At 72.0% G+C, this 24,770-nt stretch carries 24 protein-coding genes; 16 read left to right on the forward strand and 8 right to left on the reverse strand.

What is annotated here, in order from left to right; translation table 11 throughout:
* Positions 1–102: 102 nt before the first annotated feature.
* Together ACZ4A5_RS03985 and ACZ4A5_RS03990 are read right to left on the reverse strand one after the other, a co-directional pair.
* Positions 103–864, reverse strand: coding sequence for an SDR family oxidoreductase (locus tag ACZ4A5_RS03985; protein ID WP_467578177.1), 762 nt, complete (start codon positions 862–864; stop codon positions 103–105).
* A gap of 99 nt (positions 865–963) precedes the next feature.
* Positions 964–1,440, reverse strand: coding sequence for an ATP-binding protein (locus tag ACZ4A5_RS03990; protein WP_467578179.1), 477 nt, complete (start codon positions 1,438–1,440; stop codon positions 964–966).
* A 212-nt stretch (positions 1,441–1,652) separates the two neighbouring features.
* Here ACZ4A5_RS03990 and ACZ4A5_RS03995 point away from each other — a divergent pair, with 212 nt between their 5' ends.
* The 9 genes from ACZ4A5_RS03995 to ACZ4A5_RS04035 all read left to right on the forward strand — a co-directional run bounded on the left by ACZ4A5_RS03995 (position 1,653) and on the right by ACZ4A5_RS04035 (position 11,582).
* A complete protein-coding gene (locus ACZ4A5_RS03995) occupies positions 1,653–2,447 on the forward strand; it encodes a hypothetical protein (protein WP_467578181.1) in 795 nt (264 codons plus the stop codon).
* Positions 2,448–2,618: 171 nt separating this feature from the next.
* Positions 2,619–3,332 carry a YcnI family copper-binding membrane protein gene (locus tag ACZ4A5_RS04000; RefSeq protein WP_467578183.1) on the forward strand — a complete coding sequence of 238 codons (714 nt, stop codon included), beginning with the start codon at positions 2,619–2,621 and terminating at the stop codon, positions 3,330–3,332.
* Between the two features lie 166 nt (positions 3,333–3,498).
* On the forward strand, positions 3,499–4,155 hold the full coding sequence (locus ACZ4A5_RS04005) for an SCO family protein (RefSeq protein WP_467578185.1): 657 nt from the start codon (positions 3,499–3,501) through the stop codon (positions 4,153–4,155).
* Entirely contained in the window at positions 4,155–4,631 is a 477-nt protein-coding gene (locus ACZ4A5_RS04010) for a copper chaperone PCu(A)C (protein ID WP_467578187.1), read from the forward strand. The genes ACZ4A5_RS04005 and ACZ4A5_RS04010 overlap by 1 nt, the downstream gene beginning before the upstream one ends.
* 6 nt (positions 4,632–4,637) lie before the next feature.
* A complete protein-coding gene (locus ACZ4A5_RS04015) occupies positions 4,638–6,494 on the forward strand; it encodes a copper resistance protein CopC (protein WP_467578189.1) in 1,857 nt (618 codons plus the stop codon).
* Positions 6,494–7,732: an iron uptake transporter deferrochelatase/peroxidase subunit gene (gene efeB / locus ACZ4A5_RS04020; RefSeq protein WP_467578191.1), complete on the forward strand. Its 1,239-nt coding sequence runs from the start codon at positions 6,494–6,496 to the stop codon at positions 7,730–7,732. Before ACZ4A5_RS04015 ends, efeB begins: the two co-directional genes overlap by 1 nt.
* 104 nt (positions 7,733–7,836) lie before the next feature.
* Entirely contained in the window at positions 7,837–8,781 is a 945-nt protein-coding gene (gene pheA, locus ACZ4A5_RS04025) for a prephenate dehydratase (RefSeq protein WP_467578674.1), read from the forward strand.
* Between the two features lie 604 nt (positions 8,782–9,385).
* The gene (gene serS, locus ACZ4A5_RS04030) at positions 9,386–10,663 is read left to right on the forward strand and encodes a serine--tRNA ligase (protein WP_467578193.1); all 1,278 of its coding nucleotides are present in this window, start codon (positions 9,386–9,388) and stop codon (positions 10,661–10,663) included.
* 115 nt (positions 10,664–10,778) lie between these two features.
* Positions 10,779–11,582 (forward strand): HAD family hydrolase, encoded by an 804-nt coding sequence (locus tag ACZ4A5_RS04035; RefSeq protein ID WP_467578195.1) that lies wholly within the window; start codon positions 10,779–10,781, stop codon positions 11,580–11,582.
* 87 nt (positions 11,583–11,669) lie between these two features.
* Here the strand turns inward: ACZ4A5_RS04035 and ACZ4A5_RS04040 are convergent, their stop codons facing one another.
* A complete protein-coding gene (locus ACZ4A5_RS04040) occupies positions 11,670–12,347 on the reverse strand; it encodes a rhomboid-like protein (protein ID WP_467578676.1) in 678 nt (225 codons plus the stop codon).
* 119 nt (positions 12,348–12,466) lie between these two features.
* On the opposite strand from ACZ4A5_RS04040, the gene ACZ4A5_RS04045 reads away from it, so the two are divergent.
* From ACZ4A5_RS04045 to ACZ4A5_RS04055, 3 genes are all read left to right on the forward strand, one after another.
* A complete protein-coding gene (locus ACZ4A5_RS04045) occupies positions 12,467–13,177 on the forward strand; it encodes a FadR/GntR family transcriptional regulator (protein ID WP_467578197.1) in 711 nt (236 codons plus the stop codon).
* Between the two features lie 54 nt (positions 13,178–13,231).
* Positions 13,232–14,518 carry a CynX/NimT family MFS transporter gene (locus ACZ4A5_RS04050; RefSeq protein ID WP_467578199.1) on the forward strand — a complete coding sequence of 429 codons (1,287 nt, stop codon included), beginning with the start codon at positions 13,232–13,234 and terminating at the stop codon, positions 14,516–14,518.
* Between the two features lie 61 nt (positions 14,519–14,579).
* Positions 14,580–15,536: an aminoglycoside phosphotransferase family protein gene (locus tag ACZ4A5_RS04055; RefSeq protein WP_467578201.1), complete on the forward strand. Its 957-nt coding sequence runs from the start codon at positions 14,580–14,582 to the stop codon at positions 15,534–15,536.
* Between the two features lie 68 nt (positions 15,537–15,604).
* Here ACZ4A5_RS04055 and ACZ4A5_RS04060 read toward each other — a convergent pair whose 3' ends face one another.
* From ACZ4A5_RS04060 to ACZ4A5_RS04075, 4 genes are read right to left on the reverse strand one after another with little or no spacing between them, the layout of a single operon-like run.
* Positions 15,605–16,324 carry an ABC transporter permease gene (locus tag ACZ4A5_RS04060; RefSeq protein WP_467578203.1) on the reverse strand — a complete coding sequence of 240 codons (720 nt, stop codon included), beginning with the start codon at positions 16,322–16,324 and terminating at the stop codon, positions 15,605–15,607.
* Positions 16,325–16,340: 16 nt separating this feature from the next.
* Positions 16,341–17,252, reverse strand: a complete 912-nt coding sequence (locus ACZ4A5_RS04065) for an ABC transporter ATP-binding protein (protein WP_398871021.1) — start codon at positions 17,250–17,252, stop codon at positions 16,341–16,343.
* Between the two features lie 49 nt (positions 17,253–17,301).
* Entirely contained in the window at positions 17,302–18,201 is a 900-nt protein-coding gene (locus ACZ4A5_RS04070) for an ABC transporter permease subunit (RefSeq protein WP_467578206.1), read from the reverse strand.
* Positions 18,191–19,201 (reverse strand): ABC transporter ATP-binding protein, encoded by a 1,011-nt coding sequence (locus tag ACZ4A5_RS04075; protein ID WP_467578208.1) that lies wholly within the window; start codon positions 19,199–19,201, stop codon positions 18,191–18,193. The genes ACZ4A5_RS04070 and ACZ4A5_RS04075 overlap by 11 nt, the downstream gene beginning before the upstream one ends.
* A 240-nt stretch (positions 19,202–19,441) precedes the next feature.
* Here ACZ4A5_RS04075 and ACZ4A5_RS04080 point away from each other — a divergent pair, with 240 nt between their 5' ends.
* The 4 genes from ACZ4A5_RS04080 (at position 19,442) to ACZ4A5_RS04095 (ending at position 24,146) form a co-directional block, all read left to right on the forward strand.
* Positions 19,442–20,290 carry a M24 family metallopeptidase gene (locus tag ACZ4A5_RS04080; protein WP_467578210.1) on the forward strand — a complete coding sequence of 283 codons (849 nt, stop codon included), beginning with the start codon at positions 19,442–19,444 and terminating at the stop codon, positions 20,288–20,290.
* Complete coding sequence (locus tag ACZ4A5_RS04085) at positions 20,287–22,101, forward strand: SDR family oxidoreductase (protein ID WP_467578212.1); 1,815 nt, start codon at positions 20,287–20,289, stop codon at positions 22,099–22,101. The genes ACZ4A5_RS04080 and ACZ4A5_RS04085 overlap by 4 nt, the downstream gene beginning before the upstream one ends.
* 24 nt (positions 22,102–22,125) lie before the next feature.
* Positions 22,126–23,040, forward strand: coding sequence for a metal-dependent hydrolase (locus ACZ4A5_RS04090; RefSeq protein WP_467578214.1), 915 nt, complete (start codon positions 22,126–22,128; stop codon positions 23,038–23,040).
* Between the two features lie 122 nt (positions 23,041–23,162).
* Complete coding sequence (locus ACZ4A5_RS04095; RefSeq protein WP_467578678.1) at positions 23,163–24,146, forward strand: MerR family transcriptional regulator; 984 nt, start codon at positions 23,163–23,165, stop codon at positions 24,144–24,146.
* Positions 24,147–24,163: 17 nt separating this feature from the next.
* Here the strand turns inward: ACZ4A5_RS04095 and ACZ4A5_RS04100 are convergent, their stop codons facing one another.
* On the reverse strand, positions 24,164–24,724 hold the full coding sequence (locus ACZ4A5_RS04100; RefSeq protein WP_467578216.1) for a hypothetical protein: 561 nt from the start codon (positions 24,722–24,724) through the stop codon (positions 24,164–24,166).
* Positions 24,725–24,770 lie beyond the last annotated feature (46 nt).

The following is a 24,770-nucleotide window of genomic DNA, read 5'->3' on the forward strand; positions in this document are numbered from 1 at the left end:
GCCCCATAACACGAACCCCCCGCCCCCCCCCCCCCCCCCCCCCCCCCCCCCCCCCCCTCCCCCCCCCCCCCCCCCCCCCCCCCCCCCCCCCCCCCGGCCGCCTCAGCGCGTCGTGTAGCCGCCGTTGATGAAGAGCGTCTGGCCGTTCAGCCACCAGCCGTCCGTGAGCAGGAACTTCACGTACGGCACGATGTCCTCGATCTTGGTCAGGTCACCGTTCATCGCCGAGGACTTGTGGTACGCGATGGAGTCGTCCGTCTCGGCCGGGTAGAAGAAGCCGGTGTCCATCGGGCCGGGCGCGATGTTGTTGACCGAGATGTTCCGCCCGAAGAGCTCCTTCGACAGCGCCCGCGTGAAGTGCTCGACCGGTGCCTTGCTGCCCGCGTAGACGGAGTACAGGCCGGTGTACGCGGCGAGCAGCGAGGTCACGATGGTGACGATCTTCCCGCCGTCCTGGAGCCGCTTGGCGGCCTCGCGCATCATGAAGTAGGCCGCCTTGGAGTTGACCGCGAACATCCGGTCGTACTCCTCCTCCGTGACCTCCGTCATCGGCTTCTTGATCACCATGCCGGCGGTGTTCACCATGCAGTCGATCCTGCCGAAAGCGCCCTCGGCGACCTCGAAGAGTCCCTCGACCTCGGTCACCTTGGTCAGGTCGGCCTCGTGGACAACCGCTTCGCCGCCCGCCTTCTCGACGTCGGCGGCGGTCTTCTCGGCCGCCTCCTTCGAGGACGGGCTGTTGTAGTGGACGACGACCTTGGCGCCGTCCTTGCCGACTTCTCTGGCGATGAGACCGCCGAGATTCCTGGAGGCGCCGCCGATGACGACGACCTTGTCCTTGAGCGTGCGCGTGGGGCTGGGCATGGGCCTCTCCTGGAACGCGTGAATTGCCGGTATTGCCACGCTAGGAGCAGCTACCGGCGCGCGCCCGTGGGCAGGGCCCACACGAGGGGACCTCGGCGCTCACGACGCCCTGAGCAGCGCCGCGTCCTCTCTCCACTTGAGGATCTTGTCGAAGCTGACGACCGCGCCCGGGTGGCCCGGGCGGTTGCGGACCCGGACGTGGTCGGTCAGGGACTCGATAAGGAAGAGGCCCCTGCCGTGTTCGTCATGGGCGGGGGCCACGGGCTGCGGGGCCTGATGGGCGGTGCGCGGGCGACGCCGGTCGTGGCGGCGCGGCTGCTCCGGGAAGCCCGGTCCGGAGTCGGTGACCTCGATCCGGCAGGTGTCGCCGTCGATGAAGGCCGTCACCAGATATCCGGTGGAGGAGTCGCCGCCGTGCTCGACCGCGTTCGCACACGCCTCGCTGAGCGCCACCGACAGGTCGTAGGAGATGTCGGGATCGACGCCGGCCGTTTCCATGGTGCCGACCAGCAGTCGCCGGGCGAGCGGAACGCTCGCGGCCTCGCGCCGCAGATGGAGTGACCACCAAATGCTCATGCTCAGCCTCCTGGCCGCGGCTCGATATACCGATACGTATAGCCACCACCATCGACCCGTAAGCCTGTCGGATGTGTGAGACCGCTCATTCGGACGACGCGCCCGGCGGGTGCATCGGTGTATGGCGCTCGAACCCGCGTGCGCCCATGCGCCCCCCATGAGCGCCCCCTGCCGTAGGGAAGGGGTAAGTCCGATGGGATGATGGCGCGGCCATGCCTCATCCCGTCGCGCGCGCCGGCGCCGATCTGCGACTGTTCCGGGCCGCGGTGTTCACCGCGGCCTGTGTACTGCTGTCCGCGGGCGGGCATGTGCTGGCTTCCTGCGCGAGCGTGCCGCTGTGGACGCTGGGCGCGGCCTTCGTGGCGGTGTTCGCGCTGGTCGTGCCGCTGGCGGGACGCGAGCGTTCGCTGCCGGGCATCGCGGCCGCGCTGGCCGCCGGACAGCTCGCGCTGCACGCGCTCTTCGGGCTCGGCCAGCAGGGCGCCGGTACGGCGACCCGGCAGGCGGGCCCCGAGGGCCGGGTGATCGATTTCGCAGCCCGCCTGATCTGCAACCGGCCGCACCCGATGTCGGCAGCCGAGGCGCGCCGCGTCATCACGGACGCCGGGCTCGACCCGGCCGTGCACCCCGCGCGGATGGCCATGCCGCAACGCATGCCCATGGAGCCGCAGTCCACGCTGCACGCCCTGCTGCCCTCGCTGCCGATGCTGCTCGGCCACCTGCTGGCGGCCCTCGCGCTCGGCTGGCTGCTGCGGCGCGGCGAGGTCGCGCTGTGGCGGGTGGTCGGGCTCTCGGAGCGCTCCGCGCGCGGGATCGCGGAGGCGGCGCTCGTACGGGCGCTGCGCGCCGCGTTCACGCTCGTGCGCGCGCTGTGGGACCGGGACGCCGCCCGCCTGGCGGCGCCCGTCCGGGGCGCGTACGGCGACCATGAGCGCCCGGCGGCCGAACCGGCGCTCCAGCACTTCGTGATCAGGCGGGGACCGCCGCGCTTCGCCCTCGCGGCCTGACGACGCGACGCGCTCCAGCGATCCGGCATTCCGGCGGTCCTCTGTCCCGGCATGCGCGGATTCCGTCATCCCCGGGAAAAATTCCGGCATTTCGGGCAGGAGAGTCGTCGCACCGTGACCGCACGCGTGCCGTACTCCCCTTTTGTCCCCTCCTGCCTGTGGAGTGTTCCCATGAACGTCAAGACCGCTCGCCTGCGCCTCCCCGTCCTCGCCGGACTCACCGCCGGTGGCGTCCTGCTGCTCGCCGGACCCGCCTTCGCACACGTCAGCGTGCAGCCCGGCACCGCGGAGAAGGGCGGCTACAGCACCATCGCCCTCAAGGTGCCGAACGAGAAGGACAACGCCTCGACGGTGAAGCTGGAGCTCACCCTCGACCCCGAGCACCCGCTCGCCTCGGTGATGCCGCAGCCCGTGCCGGGCTGGGACATCAAGGTCGAGAAGTCCAAGCTCGACAAGCCGGTGCGGATGCACGGCGAGACGATCAACGAGGCCGTCACCAAGGTCACCTGGAGCGGCGGCAAGATCGACCCGGGCCAGTTCCAGCAGTTCCCGCTGTCGGTCGGCCAGCTGCCCACCGACACCGACGCGCTGGTCTTCAAGGCGCTCCAGACCTACTCCGACGACGAGGTCGTCCGCTGGATCGACCCCTCCAAGCCGAACGGCCAGGAGGCCGAGCACCCGGCGCCGACGCTGAAGCTCGTCGACAAGGCCGCCGCGAGCGGAGCCACGAAGGACGACAAGAGCGGGACGGCCGAGGCCGCCGCGGACAAGAGTGCCGACTCCTCCGACACCACGGCCCGCGCGCTCGGCATCGCCGGCATCGTCGTCGGTGTCGCGGGCGTGGCCTTCGGCGTGCTCGCCGGACGCCGTCGTTCCGCGGCCTGAGCCCCGGCCCGCGAGGGCGTGCGGAACCCGACCGCGCGCGGGCCCGGACGCACCCGACCCGTCCGCCCTGCGTAGGTTCGCTACCGCCCCTCACGGCCCCACCGGGGCGGCGCTCCCGACAGCGCGCCGCCCCCGTACCCCTGACCGACCCCTGGAGAAGAGCTCCATGCGCACCAAGACCCTGGGCGCGGCGCTGGCGATAGCCGCCGCGCTCACCCTCACCGCCTGTGGCGGTGGTTCGGACAGCGGCGGCGACAAGGCCGTCGCCGATGTCTCCGCGGCCCCCAAGAAGGCCGCCGCCATCACCCTGGACAGCCCGAAGGCCAAGCCGGACCTGGTCCTCACCGACACGTCCGACAAGAAGTACGAGCTGATCAAGGAGACCAAGGGGCACCCCGTGCTCCTCTACTTCGGTTACACCTACTGCCCCGACGTCTGCTCGACCGTCGTCTCCGACATGGCCGCGGCCGCGAAGAAGCTGCCGCAGGCCGACCGGGACAAGCTGAAGATCGTCTTCGTCACCACCGACCCCGACCGCGACACCCCCAAGCGGATGCGCGAGTGGCTCGACGCCCAGGGCGGCCAGGACATCGTCGGCCTGACCGGCGACTTCGACACCATCCAGGCGGCCGCCAAGCCGCTCGGCATCCTGGTGGAGAAGGCGAAGAAGGAGAAGGACGGCTCCGTCACCGTCAGCCATGGCGCCGAGGTCGTCGGCTTCTCGCCGAAGGACGACGGTGCCCATTGGATCTACACCGCGGAAACCACCGCCGACCAGTACGCCAAGGATCTCCCGAAGATCGTCAAGGGGGAGAACCCGTGATGCGCAAGTCCACCGTCGCCACCGCCGCCGCCATGCCGCTCCTGCTCGCCGGGGGGCTGCTGCTGATCACCGGCTGCCAGTCCGAGAAGGACGCCCTGAAGTCCCACAAGGCCGAGCTGTCCGTCAGCGGTGCCTACCTCCCGCAGCCCGCGATGACCGACATGGCCGCCGCCTACCTCACCGTCAAGAACGACGGCGGCGAGGCCGACCGGCTCACGTCGGTCACCAGCCCCCTCTCCGGTGACATCACCATGCACACCACCGAGGGCTCGCAGATGAAGCACGCGGGCGAGCTGGAGGTGCCCGCGAACGGCGAGCTGAAGCTGGCCCGCGGCGGCGCGCACCTGATGCTCGGCAAGCTCGACCACAAGCCCAAGGTCGGCGAGAAGGTCGAGTTCACGCTGCACTTCGCCACCTCCGGCGCGGTGAAGGTCCAGGTGCCGGTCGAGTCCGCGACGTTCCGCCCCGAGGGCTGACGTGCGATGAGAACCCTGACCACCGGGCGGCTGCCGGCCCTCTTCGGCATGCTGCTGGCCGCGCTGCTGTGCGCGCTGGGCCCGGGTGCGGCCACCGCGTCGGCGCACGCCGCGCTGACCGCCACCGACCCGGCCGACGGATCGGTGGTGCCGGCCGCGCCCCAGCGCGTGCGGCTCACCTTCTCCGAGGGCGTCCTGCTGAACGCCGACTCCCTGCGGGTCCTCGACCCGCAGGGAGCGCGCGTCGACGAGGGCAGGCCCGCGCACGTGGACGGCAAGTCCGACACCGCGGGCGTGGGCCTGCGGAGCGGGATCGCGGACGGCACGTACACCGTGGCGTGGCAGGCCGTCTCCGCGGACAGCCACCCGGTGGCCGGGGCGTTCACCTTCTCCATCGGCGCGCCGTCGAAGACGGTGGCGAAGGTGGCGACCGCCAAGATCGACCCGACCGTGGACACGCTCTACGGCATCGGGCGCTACGCCGCGTACGCCGGCTTCGTCCTGCTCGTCGGCGGCTGCGTCTTCGCCGGGGTGTGCCGCTCCTCGCGGGCCGTGCAGCGGATCGCGGTCGGCGGCTGGATCACCCTCTTCGTCTCCACGGCCGCGCTGATACTGCTGCGGGGCGCCTATACGACCGGCAAGGGGCCGGGCGCCGTCGTCGAACTCTCGCTCATCAGCGACGTGCTGGCCACCAAACCGGGGGCCGCGCTGCTGTCGCGGCTGCTCCTGCTCAGCGCGGCGGCCGTCTTCCTCGCCGTCCTCTTCGGCTCGTACACCCGCGAGGACGACGACCGCAGCCCCGGGGAGCGGCGGGACGTCGCCTACGGGCTCGCGATCGGCGGCGCCGTCGTCGCCATCGGGCTGGCGGCGACCTGGGCGATGGCCGAACACGCCTCGGCCGGGCTCCAGTCGTGGCTCGCCATGCCGGTCGACGTGCTGCACCTGCTGGGCGTCGCCGCGTGGCTCGGCGGGCTGGCCGCGCTGCTGGCCACGCTGTGGACCGGCGAGGCGATCACGCGCGCGGCCGTGCGGCGCTTCTCCACGATCGCGTTCACCTCGGTGTGCGTACTGGTGGCGACCGGGCTCTACCAGTCCTGGCGCCAGGTCGGCTCGTGGGGCGCGCTCACCGGCACGGAGTACGGGCGACTGCTGCTGATCAAGGCCGGGCTGGTGGCCCTCCTCGTCGGGACCGCGTACTTCTCGCGGCGCTGGACGGGGCGGCTCACCGACCGTGCGGAGCCCAGGAAGCCCAAGGCCACGGCGAAGGCGCCCAGAAAGAGCGACGCCTCCCCCGAGCGCGCCGCCCAGCTCGCCCGGCAGCGGGCCGCGGTCGCGAAGGCGGCCGGGCAGCGGCGGCGCGACGCGGACGAGGGCCGCAGCGGACTGCGGCGCTCCGTCCTGGCCGAGACCGCCGTCGCCGTCGTCCTGCTCGCCGTCACCACCCTGCTCACCGGCACCCAGCCGGGCCGCGCGGAGACCGAGCAGAAGGAGGCGGCCCGCAGCGCGTCCCCGTCGAACGCGGTCCCCACCGAGGTGAAGATCCCCTACGACACCGGCGGCACGAACGGGCGCGGCACGGCGACCGTCCGGATCGACCCCGCCCGCTCCGGCGACAACACCGTCGGCGTCACCGTGACCGACCCGACCGGCCGCGCCGTTGAAGTACCGGAGCTGGGCGTGTCGTTCACGCAGACCGAGCAAAAGATCGGCCCGCTGCGCGCCACGCTCAAGCACATCGCCCCCGGCCGCTGGGAGGCCACCGCCTTCCAGCTCCCCATGGCGGGCGAGTGGCAGCTCACCCTGACCGTACGGACCTCCGACATCGACCAGATCACGGAGCTCAGGAACGTGAAGATCAACTGATGGCTGAACAGACCGAGAAGCACGGAATGAGCCGCCGCCGGCTCCTGGGCACCGCCGGAGCGGCGGGTGCCGCCGGGCTCGTCGTGGGCGGCGCGGGCGGCGCCTTCGCCACCGAGGCCGCCCGGGACAAGCCGGCGCCCCTCGCCGGGGTCGGCACCACGTCCGTCCCGTTTCACGGGAGACATCAGGCGGGCATCGCCGACCCCGCGCAGGCGTGCGGCCACCTCCTCGCCTTCGACCTCGCCCCCGGCGCCGACCGCAAGGCCGCGGCGGCGCTGCTGCGGCGCTGGTCGGCGACGGCGGCCGACCTGACGGCGGGCAACGCGCCGAAGGGCGACGACACGGGCGTCGCGCTCGACGCCGGCCCCTCCTCCCTGACCGTCACCTTCGGCTTCGGCAGGACGTTCTTCGACCGGACCGGGCTCGCCGCCAAGCGGCCCGCCGCGCTGGAACCGCTGCCCTCCTTCACTGGGGACGCGCTCGACGCCAGGCGGAGCGACGGCGACCTGTGGGTGCAGATCGGCGCCGACGACCCGCTCGTCGCCTTCCACGCGCTCCGGCTGATCCAGAAGCAGGCCGCGGACACCGCCCGGACGCGCTGGCAGATGAACGGCTTCAACCGGACACCCGGCGCCACCTCCAAGCCGATGACCGGCCGCAATCTGATGGGCCAGATCGACGGTACGAACAATCCGAAGCCGACGGACTCCGACTTCGGCACCCGGATCTTCGTGCCGGACGACTCCGGCGACTGGATGGCGGGCGGTTCCTACGCGGTCGTACGGCGCGTCCGCATGCTGCTCGACAGCTGGGACCATCTGTCCCTGGAGCGCCAGGAGAAGGTGATCGGACGGCGCAAGTCGGACGGGGCACCGCTGTCGGGCGGCACCGAGACGACGCCGGTCGACCTCAACAAGATCGGCGCGGACGGCTCGCTGGCCATCGCCGGGGACGCGCACATCCGGGTGGCGGCCCCGGAGTCCAACCGGGGCGCGGCGATGCTCAGACGGGCGTTCTCCTATCACGACGGCTTCCTGGACGACGGCGCTCCGGACGCGGGCCTGCTCTTCATCGCCTGGCAGGCGGACCCGCGCAAGGGCTTCGTCCCGGTGCAGCGCAAGCTCGACCGGGGCGACGGCCTCTCGCGCTTCCTGCGCCACGAGTCGAGCGCGCTCTTCGCGGTGCCGGGCGGCTGCGCGGAGGGCGAGTACGTCGGACAGCGGCTGCTGGAGGGCTGACCCCGGGCGGTGCCGGGTGCCCCGGCTTCCCCAGGGGCACCCGCGGAGACCTGGGTAGTGTGGCGGGGCCCGCCCCGTACCCACCGCGAGGAGCGCCACGCGTGATGCCGGCCAGCCGCTACACCTATCTCGGACCCGAGGGCACCTTCACCGAGGCCGCCCTGCGCACGCTGCCGGAGGCGGCCACGCGCGAGCTCGTGCCCATGGTCTCCGTGCCGGCCGCGCTCGACGCCGTGCGCAACGGCGAGGCCGCGGCGGCGCTCGTGCCGATCGAGAACTCCGTGGAGGGCGGGGTCACCGCGACCCTCGACGAACTCGCCACCGGCGCCCCGCTGATGATCTACCGCGAGGTGCTGCTCCGGATCGCCTTCGCGCTGCTGGTGCGCCCCGGCACGGAGCTGGCCGGCATCAAGACGGTGACCGGCCATCCCGTGGCACAGCCGCAGGTGCGCAAGTGGCTGGCCGCGCACCTGCCGGACGCCGTGTGGGAGTCCTCCGCGTCCAACGCGGACGGCGCGCGCCTGGTGCGGGAGGGGCGCTACGACGCGGCGTTCGCGGGCGAGTTCGCGGCGGCGACGTACAGACTGGAGCCGCTGGTCAAGGACATCCACGACGCGCAGAACGCGCAGACCCGCTTCGTGCTCGCCGGGCGCCCGGCGCGGCCGTCGGCGCGCACCGGCTCGGACCGCACGTCGCTGGTCGTCTGGCTCGGTGACGACCATCCGGGAGCGCTGCTGGAGCTGCTCCAGGAGTTCGCGGCGCGCGGGGTGAACCTGATGCGGATCGAGTCGCGGCCGACGGGCGAGGGCATGGGCCGCTACTGCTTCTCGGTGGACTGCGAGGGGCACATCACCGACCGCCGGGTGGGCGAGGCGCTGATGGGGCTCAAGCGGACGTTCCCGAAGGTGCGCTTTTTGGGCTCGTATCCGCGGGCGGGCACGGAGGCGACCCCTGCGCCGCGGCCCGGGACATCGGACAGCGCGTTCCTGGAGGCGGCGGAGTGGCTGGCGCGGTGCGCGGACGGCGGGCTGGACGCCGGCGGGGCCTGATCGTCCGCGTATGATCGACGATCTTCGGCAGAGCCGCCCAAGATCATGATCCACAGAGTTATCCACAGGATCCCCCCGCCCTGGGGATAAGTCGACAGATCGAGGGTCCAGGAGCGCGATCCGGTCGGTCAAGGTCGACAAATCGCTCTAACCACAGGCTCGTCATCCACAGCGCCAAGCCGCACCCTGCGTGCCCAACACCCCTCATTCGTCAGCCGAATACCGGCCATCAACCCTTTAGGGCGAGGCAATACCACCCGAATGAGTGGCTAAGTGGGGTTTGGGTAGGCAATTCACGGTGCCGGAGAGGCCCGGATGGAACGTTCGATTCCGGCGTCCACAGATTCCGCGCACAGCCTGTGGACAAAGAAAACGGAGGATCCGACTCCTGTGGACAACAGCTCCGTCAACTCCCGCTCTCCACAAGGCCGATCGACCCACCGGACCGCCCCTATGCCCCATTTCGCCAAAAGCGCTGGAATTTCCCGGCACGGCGGCGGGCCCGGTTATTCACAGCCTTTTCCACTCTCCCCAAAATGGGACAAAACACAACGAAGAGGAATATCGCGTCGAGTGATCGCGCCCGCAACGGTAGCCTGGTGGGGTGATTGACCTTCGCCTGCTTCGTGAGGACCCCGACCGTGTGCGCGCCTCCCAGCGCGCCCGTGGAGAGGACGTCGACGTCGTCGACGCGCTGCTCTCCGCCGACGAACGGCGCAGGTCGTCCAGCGTCCGCTTCGACGAACTCCGCTCCGAGCAGAAGTCGCTCGGCAAGCTCATCCCCAAGGCCGCCGGTGACGAGAAGGCCGAGCTGCTGAAGCGGGCCGGTGAGCTGTCCGCCGCCGTCAAGGCCGCCGACGCCGAGCAGGACGAGGCCGCCGCCGAGGCGCAGCGCCTCCTGCTCCGGATCGGCAACATCGTCCACCCGGACGTCCCGCGCGGCGGCGAGGACGACTTCGTCGTCCTGGAGACCGTCGGCACCCCCCGCGACTTCGCCGCCGAGGGCTTCGAGCCCAAGGACCACCTGGAGCTCGGCCAGGCGCTCGGCGCCATCGACGTCGAGCGCGGCGCCAAGGTGTCCGGCTCGCGTTTCTACTACCTGACGGGCGTCGGCGCCCTGCTCGAGCTCGCCCTCGTCAACGCCGCCATCGCGCAGGCCACGGCGGCCGGTTTCACACCGATGCTCACCCCCGCGCTGGTCAAGCCGCGCGCCATGGAGGGCACCGGCTTCCTCGGCCAGGCCGCGCAGGACGTCTACCACCTGGAGAAGGACGACTTCTATCTGGTGGGCACCTCCGAGGTGCCGCTCGCGGCGTACCACATGGACGAGATCCTGGACGCTTCGCAGCTGCCCCTGCGCTACGCCGGCTTCTCGCCGTGCTTCCGCCGCGAGGCCGGCACGTACGGCAAGGACACCCGCGGCATCTTCCGGGTCCACCAGTTCGACAAGGTCGAGATGTTCTCGTACGTCGCGCCGGAGGACTCCGAGGCGGAGCACGCGCGCCTGCTGGAGTGGGAGAAGCAGTGGCTGAACAGCCTGGAGCTGCCCTACCAGGTGATCGACGTCGCCACGGGTGACCTGGGCTCGTCCGCCTCGCGCAAGTTCGACTGCGAGGCGTGGATCCCCACCCAGGGGAAGTACCGCGAGCTGACGTCGACGTCCAACTGCGACGAGTTCCAGTCGCGCCGCCTGTCGGTGCGCATGCGCGACGGCAAGACCGTCAAGCCGCTGGCGACGCTCAACGGCACGCTCTGCGCCGTCCCGCGCACGATCGTGGCACTCCTGGAGAACCACCAGCAGGCCGACGGCACCGTGCGCGTGCCGGAGGTGCTCCGCCCGTATCTGGGCGGCCGGGAGGTCCTGGAGCCTCTCGCCCGGTGAGCCGCGCACGCGTGGCCGCCGGGCCGCGGATGACGACGATGGCCGCACCGCCGCGCCACGCGGGCGGATGGGGGTGCCCCCGGACGGAGTCCGAGGGAGAAGCGAGGACGACACAGTGACTGAGCTGCCCTACCGCCTGATCGCTACCGATCTCGACGGCACGCTGCTGCGCTCCGACGACACCGTCTCGGAGCGCACCCGCGCCGCGCTCGAACGGGTGACGGCGGCGGGCGCCTCGCACATCATCGTCACCGGGCGCTCCGTCCCGTGGACGAAGCACATCCTCGACTCCCTGGACTATCAGGGACTCGCGGTGTGCGGGCAGGGCGCGCAGGTTTATCACGCGGGTGAGCACAGACTGCTGACGTCGGTGACGCTGGACCGGCAGCTCGCCGGGCTGGCACTCGCCAAGATCGAGGCGGAGGTCGGGCCGCTCTACCTCGCGGCCAGCCGCGACGGCATGGACGGCGACGTCCTGGTCGGCCCCGGCTACCGCATCCAGGAGGGCCCGCTGCCGGCCGTCCCGATCACGGACCCGGCCGACCTGTGGGCCGCGCCGCTGAACAAGCTCTACCTCCAGCACCCCGACCTGGACGACGACGGCCTCGCCGAGGTCGCGCGCGCCGTCGCCGGTGACCTGGTGGGCGTGACCATGGCGGGCGCCGGGATCGTCGAGCTGCTGCCGCTGGGCCTGAGCAAGGCCACCGGCCTCTCGCTGGCCGCGCGCCGCCTCGGCATGAAGGCGGTGGACACGATCGCCTTCGGCGACATGCCGAACGACGTCCCGATGTTCGCCTGGGCGGCACACGGTGTGGCGATGGCCAACGCGCACCAGGAGCTGAAGTCCGTGGCGGACGAGGTCACGGACTCCAACGAGGACGACGGCATCGCGACGGTCCTGGACCGCCTCTTCGTCTAAAGGCAGCTAAAGGCGCGTCCCGCGCTTCGCCTGAGACCGGGCCCGCCTCACCCTGACCGGGCCCGCCTCACCCTGACCGGGCCCGCTTCACCTGACGTCGGTCCCGCGCCCGCGCAGGGGCTCACAGGCCCTCCGCAGATGCTCGTGGCCGGCGGCGAAGTCCCACGGCGGGCGGCCGCGCGTCAGCGGCCCGCACACCAGCCCGATCGCCAGCGCGATCGCGTGGCCGACGTCCGTGTACGTCCCGCCGGTCAGCAGCGGCACCGCGAAGAAGAGCACCGCGCCCGCCAGATACGGCCACCGCCAGGGCCGCGGCACGCGGTAGGCGAGGATCCCGGCCGCCGCCGCCAGCCCGTACGAGACGCCTATGTCGACAACGTGCTTCATCGAGCGGGGCAGCGCGTGGTCCTGGATCGACAGCAGCACGACCTCCTGGCTCACGAGCGTGGCCACGACGTGCGCGACGGTGACCGTGACGAGCCAGCGCAGGGTGCCGATCCAGCGTTCGACATTGGCGTGGAAGATCTCGAAGAGCGCGACGTAGAGCAGGAACGACGACGGGTTCTCGATCCAGAAGCCGCTGATCAGCAGCGACTGCACGGGGTGCTTGTTCAGCTCGTGGATGTTGCTGCTGTTGCGGTGCAGGAGGAACGTCTCCAGGCCCTGGCTGGCCGCGGCGATGACGAGGCTGGTGACGCCGATGATCAGCAGCCAGATGTGGGTACCGGGCGCCGACCGCACCCAGGCGGACATCCGGGCGTACATCCGGAGGCAGGGTTCGCTGCGGAGCACCCTCCGAAGGTAGCCCGAAGAGCGTTCGTGCGCAGTTGTAGGATGACTGGGCAACCGGTTGAGTCGGAGAGAGCGGCAAGAGGAGCAGCGGAATGGCACTGCGTGCGGCGGGACGGCAGTCCCTGGTGGACACCGTCGTGGATCAGTTGCGCGCGCAGGTCGCCGCCGGGGAGTGGAAGGTCGGCGAGCGCATCCCGACCGAGCACGCGCTCGCCGAGCAGCTCCAGGTCGGACGGAACACCGTCCGCGAGGCCGTCCGCGTCCTCGTGCACGCCGGGATGCTGCGCTCCCGTCAGGGCGAGGGCACGTTCGTCGTCTCCATGGCCGACCCCGCCGAGATCATGCGCGGAGTGCGGCGCGCGGGCATCCGGGACGTCCTGGAGCTGCGCATCGCCCTGGAGGCGGAGGCCGCCCGGCTCGCGGCGCTCCGGCACGAGCCCGCCGACCTGGAGCGGATGCGTGCCGCGCTGGACGCGCAGGAGGCCCTGGAGGACACCGAGGGCCAACCCGGCTCGGGCGATCTGGAGCTCTACGCGGACCACGACATCGAGTTCCACAAGGCGGTCGTGGACGCCGCCCACAACAGCGCGCTGTCCGCCACCTACGCGTGGTTCAGCAGCTCCGTGCGCGAGGCCCTGCTCACCGCGCTCGACGACCGCGAGATGCCGCGCGTCCTCCACGGCGACCACCACGCCCTCATGACCGCCATCGCCTCCGGCGACCCGGACGCGGCGGCGCACGCCTGCCGCCTGCTGCTCGAACGTCCGAAGCAGGCGGTGGAGTCGCTCCTCTCGGAGAGCTGACCCCCCGCTCACCACGCCCCCTCACGTACCACCGCACTCCCTGGAAAGGCCCCCATGTCCGAAACGAGGTCGCAAGCACCACTGACCGTCACGGAAGACGCCGTGGCCGCCGGGGAGTTCGCGCCACCCGCTGCCGCCGCCCGGCGGATGCGGGCCCACCCCCTGCTCGTCCTGCTGGGCATCGTCCTGGCCTCGCTCAACATGCGGGCCGCGCTGGCCGGTGTGTCGCCGCTGCTCGGTGAGATCGGCGACCACTTCCACCTGGCGGCGACCGCGAGCAGCCTGGTGACCACCATTCCGCTCGTCTTCATGGGGCTCGGCTCGATCCTCGCGCCGAAACTGGCCCGCCGGTGGGGCACGGAGGCCGTCCTCTGCGGCGCGCTCGTCCTGCTGTGCGGCGGCATCCTGCTGCGCATCGCGCCACCGGTCGTCGCGCTGTTCGTCGGCTGCGCGCTCGTCGGCACCGCGATAGCCCTGCTCAACGTCCTGATGCCCGGCCTGATCAAGCGGGACTTCCCCGAGCGGGCGGCGGGCATGACCGCGCTCTACTCGACCGCGATGATCCTCGGCGCCACCGTCTCCGCCGCCAGCGCCGTGCCGCTGGAGAACGCGCTCGGCGGCTGGCAGGGCTCCCTCGCCTCCTGGGCGGTGCTGGCGGCCGTCGCCGCGGCCGCGTGGGCCCCGCAGGCCGTCCTCGCCCGCGGCGCCGCCCGCCAGGCCGCGACGGAGCGCCCGGGAGCCGCCCCGGCGCCCCGGGCGGCCGACGACGGGCCGCGGCTGACCCGCATCCCGCTCGCCTGGCAGATCACGCTGTTCATGGGCTCGCAGTCGCTCGTGGCGTACGTGATCATCGCCTGGCTGCCGACGATCTTCACCGACCACGGGATGAGCAAGGCGCAGGCCGGACTCGTCTTCGCGTTCAGCACGCTGGTGCAGGCCGTCGGCTCGTTCGTGGTGCCGATGCTCGCCGGCCGGATGCGCTCCCAGCGGTCGCTGGCGGCCGGTGTCGTGGTGTTCATGGCGGCCGGTGTCGCGGGCCTGCTCGTGGCGCCGGTCGCCGGCGCCTGGCTCTGGGCGACGCTGCTCGGCGTGGGACAGGGCGGCGCCCTGGGCCTCGCGCTGACGATGATGGTGCTGCGCACCCGCGACGCGCACACGGCGGCCAGGCTGTCGGGCATGGCACAGACCTGGGGCTATCTGCTGGCCGCCGTCGGCCCGTTCGCCCTCGGCGCCCTGCACCAGGCGACCGGCGGCTGGACCGTACCGATCGTGGCGCTGCTCGTGGTCTGCGCGGGTCTGCTGTGTCTCGGGCTGGGAGCCGGGCGCGATCGGAAGATCTGAGACGTTGGGATGACAGGGAGGCCCCCGGGGCCTCCCACCTGTCACGAGGAGAGCGCCACCCATGTACGTGCCTTCCCGGATCACCGTCCCCGCCGAACTCGCCGGCTTCCACGACACCTTCGACGGAGAGGTGGGGCGCGCCTGGGTCGCCGCCCTGCCGGACCTCGCGGCGGACTTCCTGGACCGCTGGGGGCTGCGGCTCGACGGCCCGGCCTCGCACGGCATGGTCGCGCTCGTCCTGCCCGTACGCCGCGCGGACGGCTCCCGGGCCGCGCTCAAGCTCCAGCCGGTCACCGACGAGAGCGTCGACGAACCGGCCGCGCTGCGCGCCTGGGGCGGCGACGGAGCCGTCGCCCTCCTCGACCACGACGCGGAGTCCGGCACGATGCTGCTGGAGCGGCTGGACGCCGACCGCTCCCTGCTGTCCGTGCCGGACGCCGAGGACGCCGTCCGTACGCTCTCCGAGCTGCTCGCCCGGCTGCTCAAGACCCCCGCTCCGGCCGGGCTGCGCACGCTGGCCGACGTCAGCGCCGCGATGCTGGCCGAAGTGCCCTCCGCCCTGCCCACCGTGCCCGACGCCGCCGAGCGCCGCGTGATGGCCGACTGCGCGGCCGCCGTACGGGAGGTGGCCGCCGAGCCCGGCGAAGGGCGGCTGCTCCACTGGGACCTGCACTACGCCAACGTGCTGGCGCCGCTGCCCGGTTCCGGCCGGGAGCCCTGGCTGGCCATCGACCCCAAGCCGCTCGTGGGCGACCCCGGCTTCGAGCTGCTGCCCGCCATGCACGACCGGTGGGACGACCTCACCGCGACCGGTGACGTGAGGGGGGCGGTCCTGCGCCGCTTCGACCTGATGACCGAGGTGCTCGGCCTGGACCGGCGGCGCGCGGCGCGCTGGACGCTCGGGAGGGTGCTCCAGAACGCCCTGTGGGACCTGGAGGACGCCGAGGACGGCGAGGTCGTCGCGCTCTCGCCGGTGCAGCTGGACATAGCGCGGGCACTGCTGGACGAGCGCGTGTAGGCGGCGACTCGGCGATAGGTAAGGGGCGGTCTCCTATGGAGACCGCCCCTTACCTCGTCCGTCCTGTGTCACTCCTCGCCGGCGAGCGTGAGCGTGCGCAGCTTCCGGCTCGCGTACCAGGTCGCCGCGGCGGTGACGGCGATCAGCAGGGTGACCGCGACGGGCAGGCCGACGTCCGAACTGACCGCGCCCTCCGCGCCGATCCTCTGCGCGAGGGAGAGCGACCACTGCTGGACGCTGAGCGTGCGGGCGCCGGGGATGAGGCTGCCGAAGAGCGTCTCCCACACCAGGGCGTAGACCAGGCCCGCCACGACGGCGTGCCGGGTGACGGTGCCCAGCAGCAGGAAGATCGCGCTGTAGGCGACGGAGGCGACCGCGGCGGCCACCGCGTAGGCCACGGCGATCTGCCGGCTGTTGCCGTTCAGCACGAAGCCCGCGATCAGGGTGGGCACCGCCGAGAAGGCCACGGTGACGCTGATGGCGACGATCAGCTTGGTGAGGATGACCGTGTGGCGCGGGACCGGCTTGGAGAGCAGATAGATCACCGAGCCGTCGTCGATCTCCGGGCCGATCGCTCCCGTACCGGCGATCACGCCGATGAGCGGCACCATGGTGGCCAGCGCGAAGCCGCCCAGGACGTTGGTCGCGGTGTCGTCGTCGGCTCCGGTCAGCGCGCGGATGACGGCGGAAATGACGATCAGGAGCGCGGGCAGCGCGAAGAGGATGAAGGCACGGCGGCGGCCGAGGAGCCCCCGGTAGGTGAGCCGGGCGACGGTCGGGTGATACATGGCGCCAGGGCTCCTTTCAGGCCGCTACGAGATAGGAGAAGACCGATTCCAGGGACTCGTCGGAGGGCGAGACCGTCAGGAGCCGGATGCCGTGCGCGCGGGCGAGCCGCGGCAGCAGGGTGGTGAAGCGGTCGAAGTCGACGGCCTGGACGCGCAGCGCGCCCTCCTGGACGTCCACCTCGATGCCCGAGGTCGACGCGTCGGCGATGAGCGCGGCGGCGAGGGCCCGGTCGTCGCTGGAGCGCACCAGATAGCGGTGCGGCCGGTCCGTCATCAGCCGGCGGATCTTGCGGAAGTCGCCGGAGGCCGCGTGCCGCCCCGCGACGACCACCTCGATATGGGCGGCGAGCTGCTCGACCTCCTCCAGGATGTGGGAGGAGAACAGCACGGTGCGGCCCTCGGCGCCCATCTGGCGCAGCAGGTCCATCAGTTGCATGCGCTGCCGCGGGTCCATGCCGTTGAACGGCTCGTCGAGGAGGAGCACGGACGGCTCGTGGACGAGCGCGGAGGCCATCTTCACCCGCTGGCGCATGCCCTTGCTGTACGTGTCGATCCTGCGGTCCTGCGCGTACTCCATCTCGACCGTGGCGAGGGCACGTTGGGCCTCCTTGGCGCCCAGGCCGTGCAGCTCGGCGTTGGCGCGGACGAACTCCAGGCCGGTCAGGAAGTCGTACATCGCCTCGCGCTCGGGGACGAGGCCGATCTCGCGGTAGACCTGTTCGTTGCGCCAGATGGTCTTCCCGTCGAGGGTGACGGTGCCGGTGGAGGGCGCGAGGAAGCCGCCCATCATGTTGATGAGGGTGGATTTGCCGGCGCCGTTGGGGCCGAGCAGACCGGTGACGCCGGGGCCGACGGTCATGGAGACGTCGTTGACGGCGACCACGTTGCCGAACCAGCGGGAGACGTTGTCGATGTGCAGAGTCGTCATGGGCGCGGCCCATTCCTTCGGAGGGTGGCGGTGGGCGGCGGGAGGGCGGTCACAGCCCGGCCTTTCGGTAGCGGCGCAGCAGCAGCCCGAACGATCCGGCGATCAGCGCGAGCAGGACGACGGCGTAGACGACACCGGTTCCGGTGCCGGGGCCGTTGCCGCCGGGGAAGGCGGAGGTGGCCGAGAGGAACGCCGTCTGGACGCCGTCGATGATGGTGATCGGCGAGAACAGGCCCATCCAGCTGATCGCCCCGGTGTTGTCGCGGTCGAGCGCGATGCCCTGCACGGTGGAGACCGCGCCGTAGGAGATCGTCAGCACGGCGACGACGGCGGCGACGCCGAAGCCGCGGCGCGGTGTGACGGCGGCGACCACCAGGCCGAGCCCGGCGAAGAGCAGGGACAGCAGTGCCACGGAGACCAGTCCTTGCACGAAGCCCTCCGTCTGCGCGGTGAAGTCCAGCTTGGCGAGCAGGGCGCCGACGTAGAGGATCAGCAGAGGCGCCGCGGTGAGGATGAACAGGGCGGAGGCCATCGCGGCGAACTTGGCCACCACGTAGTCGATCCGCTCGATCGGCCGCGAGAAGTAGAGCGGGATCGTCTTGAACCGCAGGTCGCGCGAGACGGACTGCGGGGCCTGCGCGGCGAGGTAGAGGCCGATGACGGCCTGGAGGATGATCGCGTAACGCGTGTACTCCACCGGCAGTCTGGTCGCCTTCGTCGTCACGGCGACGGCGACCATGATGGCGGCGGGGACGCACATCACGCCGAACAGGATCATCGGCAGGACCTTGGACTTCGCCGACCGGCCGAGGCCGTAGGCACCGCGCAGGCTCTGCGAGAAGAGCGAGCGGCGGGCGTATGCGCGGCCGAGGCGGGGCCCGGAGTAGTTGCGGTAGCCGATGTTGTGGATGACGTCCTGGGCGGGCGCCGTGATGCTCTCAGGCGGCATCGGAGCTGCCCCTTTCGTGTGCGCTGTCGGCGCTCTGGAAGACCTCCGCGATGCGGTGCCTGCGCTGTTCCATGCGGACCAGGCCGAGGCCGAGGTCGGTCACCGCGTCGCGCACGGTGTCGTAGGTGTCGTCGCCGGTGACGTCGACCAGGACGACGTGGCCGGAGCCGGCCGCGGCGAACTCGGCGGCGCGGCCCACGGGCTGGACCGTCAGCCCGGCCGCCGTCAGCGCGCCGATGAGGGCGGACGTGCCGTCCGGATGCGTGTCGGAGTCCGTGACCTCGACCGCGAGCGAGCCCGTGGCCTGGGTGAACTCGGCGGTGGTGGAGGACCGCAGCAGCTTGCCGCCGTCGATGACGACGACCTGCTCGCAGGTGCGCTCCAGTTCGCCGAGCAGGTGGGAGGTGACCAGGACCGAGATACCGAAGTCGGAGTGGACCCGGCGGATCAGGGCGAGCATCTCGTCACGGCCGACCGGGTCGAGGCCGTTGGTCGGCTCGTCCAGCAGCACCAGCTGGGGGTCGTGGACGAGCGCCTGGGCCAGCTTGACCCGCTGCTTCATGCCCGTCGAATAGCCGCCGATGGGGCGGTACCGCTCCTCGTAGAGCCCCACGTGGCGCAGGGTGTCGGCGGTGCGCTCACGGGCGGCGCTCGCGGGCAGCCCGGACATCCGCGCCATGTGGACGACGAACTCCGTCGCCGAGACGTCCGGCGGCAGGCAGTCGTGCTCGGGCATATAGCCGACCCGCTCGCGGATGGCGGCGCCCTCGGTCGCCACGTCGAGGCCGAGCACCCGGGCGCGGCCCTCGGTGGCCGGGGACAGCCCGAGCAGGATCTTGATCAGCGTGGACTTGCCGGCTCCGTTGGCACCCACCAGGCCGGTCACGCCCGGCGTGATGTCGACGGACAGCCGGTCGAGCGCGGTCACCCGGGGGAACCGCTTGCTGAGGCTTTCGGTAGCGATCACAGTCACGCCCTCGACGTTAGTGGCCTGCGCCACAGCGGTCGTCAGCCCAGATGAGGGGATGCGCGTAGTCCTCGGGTCTGACATGCCCGTAGGGGAGGCGGGGGTGGCGAAAGGGGGGAGAGCCACGGCCCATGGGTTACCGAAAGTTATCCACAGGCCGTGCACAACCCTTGACGTAGCCGCGGAGCATTGTCACATTCATCAGTGTCAAGTTGCGGAACGCTCCTCCGGCTGCTGTCCGGGGGCCCCGGCAGGCGGGACGGACGGTTGACGATGACCTCAGCAGTGGCTCGGGAACTCACCGCGGAGTTGCGGGGGTTCAGGCAGGTGCAGCGTCTCGCGTACGACTGCGCGGAGGCGGTGGCGGCGCAGCTGCGGCCGGGGGTGACCGAGCGCGAGGCGGCGCGGATGCAGCGGGAGTGGCTGCGCGAGCGCGGCGTGCGGGACTGGTTCCACCTGCCCTTCGCGTGGTTCGGTGACCGCACGGCGTTCGTCGGGTTCCGGGTGCCGCTCCAGTTCTTCCCGACGGACCGCAGGCTGGAGCCGGGGATGCCGTTCATCCTCGACATGGCCCCGGTGCACGGCGGCTTCACCGCCGACATCGGCTACGCGGGCTGCCTGGGGCCCGATCCGCTGCACGAGCGGATGACGGCGGATCTCCCGGCGTACCGCGAGCTGATCCTGCGCCAGGTGCGCGAGCGGCGCTCCCTGCGCGAGATCTACGAGAACGTGGACCGCCTCATGGTCCGCCACGGCTATGCCAACCGGCACCGCGCGTATCCCTTCGGCGTCATCGCCCACAAGGTGGGCCGCGCGCGGGAGCGCCGCTGGTCGCCCCAGCTCTTCGGGTTCGGCACCCAGGCGCTCAAAGGGCTGGCGTCCGACGCCGTCCGCGGGCACCGGGAGGGCTGGTCACCGCTGTGGAGCCCGCACCGCTTCTCCGATCACCCGCCCCGGCCAGGCCTGTGGGCGGTCGAGCCCCACATCGGCTTCCGGGGCACCGGCGTGAAGTTCGAGGAGCTCCTGGTGGTCACCGACTCCCGGGACCCCGAGGAGAGCGCCTTCTGGCTCGACGATGACCTGCCGCACGTGCGGCGCGCGCAAGGGGAGAGGGCCGCATGACCGGACACGACACCGGACTCGAGGGCGCGCGGGAGCGCCGGGTCCGCACGGGCGGGATCGAGCTGTGCGTCGCCGAGCTGGGCGACGCCGAGCGGCCCACGGTGGTGCTGCTGCACGGCTATCCGGACAGCAAGGAGGTCTGGTCGGCGGTCGCCGCGCGGCTGCGGGACCGCTTCCACGTGGTGCTGTACGACGTGCGCGGCTGCGGGCGCTCCACGGCACCGCGGCCCCTGCGCGGCGGGTTCACGCTGGAGAAGCTCACGGACGACTTCCTGGCGGTCGCGGACGCGGTGAGCCCGGACGCCCCGGTGCACGTGGTCGGGCACGACTGGGGGTCCGTGCAGGGCTGGGAGTTCGTGACGGTGGGGCGCACGGAGGGGCGGATCGCGTCCTTCACCTCCATCTCCGGCCCGGGGCTCGACCACCTCGCGCTCTGGTTCAGGAAGCGCCTCACCCGGCCGACCCCGCGCCGCGTGGCCCACCTGCTCGGCCAGGGCGCCCGGTCCTGGTACGTCTCGGCGCTGCACACCCCGGCCGTGCCGGAGGCGGTGATGCGCGGGCCGCTCATGAAGCAGTGGCCGAAGATCCTGGAGCGCTCGGAGAAGGTCCCCTCCGACGGCTATCCGACGCCCTCGCTGCCCGTCGACGCGGCGCACGGCGCGTGGCTCTACCGCGACAACGTCCGCCCCCGCCTGCGCAGGCCGCGCACCGACGCCTACGCCCACGCGCCGGTGCAGCTGATCACCCCGACCGGCGACGCCTTCCTGTCGATGCGGGTCTACGACGACCTGGAGCAGTGGGCGCCGGGCCTCGTCCGGCACACCCTGGCCGCGAAGCACTGGGTGCCGCGGACACGCCCCGATCAACTCTCGGCCTGGATCGCCGAGTTCGTCACCCTCCATGAGCGGAGCGGCGCCGAGGGCGCCGCCGGGGCACAGGGCCCGGTGGCGCGCGGGGTGCGGCGGGCCGTGGCCGACAGCCCCTACGCCCAGGCGTTCGGCGGCCGGCTGGTGCTGGTGACCGGCGCGGCCAGCGGCATCGGCCGGGCCACCGCCTTCGCCTTCGCGGAAGCGGGCGCGCGGGTCGTCGCGGTCGACCTGGACGCGGAGGGGGCCACGCGCACGGCCGAGATGGCACGGCTGATCGGCGCCCCCGAGGCATGGGGGGAGTGCGCCGACGTCGCGGACGAGCAGGCCATGGAGAAGCTGGCCGCGAAGGTCGCCGCCGAGTACGGCGTGGTGGACGTGCTGGTCAACAACGCCGGCATCGGGCTGTCCGGGGCCTTCCTGGACACCTCCGCGGAGGACTGGCGGAAGGTCCTCGACGTCAATCTGTGGGGCGTCATCCACGGCTGCCGGATCTTCGGCAAGCAGATGGCCGAGCGCGGGCAGGGCGGCCACATCGTCAACACCGCCTCCGCCGCGGCCTTCCAGCCCTTCAAGACGCTCTCGGCCTACAGCACCTCCAAGGCGGCCGTGCTGATGCTCAGCCAGAGCCTGCGCGCCGAACTGGCCGGACAGGGCATCGGGGTCACCGCGATCTGTCCCGGCCTGGTCAACACCAACATCACCGGGACCGCGCGCTTCACGGGCGTCCCGGAGGAGGAGCAGCGACGCCGCCGGGAGAAGGCCAGCCGGGCGTACGGCAGGCGCAACTACCCACCGGAGAAGGTCGCCGACGCCGTCCTGCGCTCCGTGCTCCGCGACCAGGCCGTCGTCCCCGTGACCCCCGAGGCGCACGGCGTCCGCTTCATGTCCCGTTTCGCGCCGCGGGTGCTGCGCGCCATCGCGCGGATCGACCCACCGCTGTAGCGGAAAGCCCGCAGAGGAGCAGAGATGAACCACGGTCACAGCGGCGGCCACCCCATCGCCCCGCGCCGCGTCGCCTTCGACTGGGACGACACCCCCCTGCACTGGATCCCTGACGAACCCACCGCCACCCACGTCATCAACGTCCTGCACCTGCTGCTGCCCGCCGGGGAGCGGTGGTTCGTCAAGGTGTTCAAGGAGGCCCTGCCCCTCGTGCGGGATCCGGAACTCCTCAAGGACGTCAAGGGATTCATGGGCCAGGAGGCCACGCACAGCGTCCAGCACGCCTATGTGCTGGGCCACCTCGCCCGGCAGGGCCTGGACACCGGCCCGTACACCCGCCATGTGGACTTCCTCTTCGACGCCCTGCTCGGCGACCGGCCGCCGCTCGGCCTCCCGGTGACCGCCCGGGAGTGGCTGCGCTTCCGGCTCTCGCTGATCGCCGCCATCGAGCAGTTCACCGCCGTGCTGGGCAACTGGGTGCTGCACGCGGACGGCCTGGACCGGGCCGGACCCGACCCCGTCATGCTGGACCTGCTCCGCTGGCACGGCGCGGAGGAGGTCGAACACCGCTCGGTCGCCTTCGACATGTACGAACACTGCGGCGGCGCCGAGGCCGGGCGCTATGCCCGCCGGGTCCTGGGCATGGCCTTCACCGCCCCCATGCTGTTCTACCTGTGGGGCTGGGGAGCCGCCTATCTGATACGGCACGACCCCCAGCTCGCGGGGCGGCTGCGCTATTCGCTGCGCGAGCACGACAGGGCCGTCGCCAAGGGCCTGCTGCCCAGCTGGCGGGAGCTCGGCTCGGCCGTACCCCGATATCTGCGGCGGTCGTACCATCCCTCGCAGGAGGGGTCGCTGCGCCGTGCCGTCGAGTATCTGGCGACCTCACCCGCGGCACGGTCCGCGGCGGGCGCGATCGGCCGCGCGGCCATCTCGTAAGGAGCGCCCCTGTGACCACGAAGCACGTGCGAAGGCCGGAGTCCGGGCCGGCGGCGGTGCCGTCCGCTCCGGCCCCCGGCCCGGTGCTCGAACAGCCCCACCCCGACGAGCCGCCGGGCCGGATGGCCGTCGAGTACCGGATCGACGACCTCGCCCACCACAGCGGGGCCACCGCCCGCACGATCCGCGCCTATCAGGACCGGGGGCTGCTCCCCCGGCCCGAGCGGCGCGGCCGCGCCAATGTCTACGGCGAGGCCCATCTGGCGCGGCTCCAGCGGATCGCCGGTCTCCTCGACCGCGGCTACACCCTCGCCAGCATCAAGGAACTCCTGGACGCCTGGGACGCGGGCCGTGACCTCGGCGGGGTCCTCGGTCTGGTCGCCGAGGTCGACGGCCCCTGGACCGACGAACAGGCCGAACGGATCACGCGCGCGGCGCTGGACGAGCGGTTCGGCGGCGCCCAGGACGACGACGCCGTATCCGAGGCCGTACGGCTCGGAGTGCTGGTCCCGGTCGCGGACGCGCCGGACGAGTTCCTGGTGCCGAGCCCCCGCGAACTCGCCGTCGCCGCCGAGCTCCACCTCGCCGGGGTGCCGCTGCCCGCGATCTCCGGCCACCTGCGCGAGCTGCGCACCCACGTCGAGCACATAGCCGCGCGCTTCCTGGACTTCACGACCGAGCACGTCTTCCACCAGTTCTTCGACCACCCGCCGACCGACGAGGAAGCGGCCGAGGCCGCGGCGCTGGTCCGCCGCCTGCGCCCGCTGGCCCAGCAGACCGTCGACGCCGAACTGGCCCGCGCGATGCGCTCGTTGGCCACCAGCTATCTCCGCCACCGCCTGGAGGAGCACGGAGAATCGGAGCCCTTCGCCGCCGAACCGGCGGAGGATACGGCCGCCGAGCCCCTCAGCACGGGACCGGCCCCCTTGCCGCTTCCCGCCCCCGCCGCCCAGCCGCACACCCACCGGAGCCTTCGGCTCCCCGTCCACACCCTCGAAGCCGTGCGCGAGCTCGTCGGGGAGGAGCACGTCGCGGCCTTTATCGCCGCCGCCGCCGAGCGCGAGGTGCAGGCCCGGGTGATGGACGGCCTGCTCCCGCGCGACTGATGCCGCCGCCCGCGCCGTCAGTGGGCCGCTGCCGCCGTGAGCCGGGCGCGGACCCGGTCGGGGTAGCGGGCGGTGAATACCGCGGGGAGGACGAATCCGGCGGCCTGGACCGGGATGGACACCTCGCTGCCGAGACCGGTGGCGGCGACCACGGTCATGACGGCGGCGGTGAGGGCGAAGGCCCCGGCCCATACCGAGGTGAGCACGACGTTGATCCGGCGGAAGACCGGGTTGTCCCAGACCTCGGGCGGCGCCTGACGCTTGGCTATCCCCGTGGTGAAGGGCCGCCCGACAGCCAGCGTGGCCCAGGCGGTGAGGGCCAGCCAGCCCAGCGAGAGGGCCCCGACGAAGTGGCGCAGCCCGCTCTGCGGGAGGGCGAAGGCCAGCGTGGTGAGCGCGGCGAAGAAGAGGACTGTGCTGCGCTCCAGGATCAGCGAATCGGCGGCCACCCCCGCCTTGTGGTCCTTGACCAGCAGCACGAGACCCGCGCCCAGCCCGACGGCCGCGCCCCACTGCCAGCCCCAGGACGAGACGACAGCCAGCGCGATCCAGGGAATGAAGCCACGCAGATAATTCATGAAGCTCTCCTCAGCCGATGCGGTGTACCCCCCGGTTGGCCGCCCA

It is taken from the genome of Streptomyces sp. NPDC025618 (assembly GCF_055558795.1).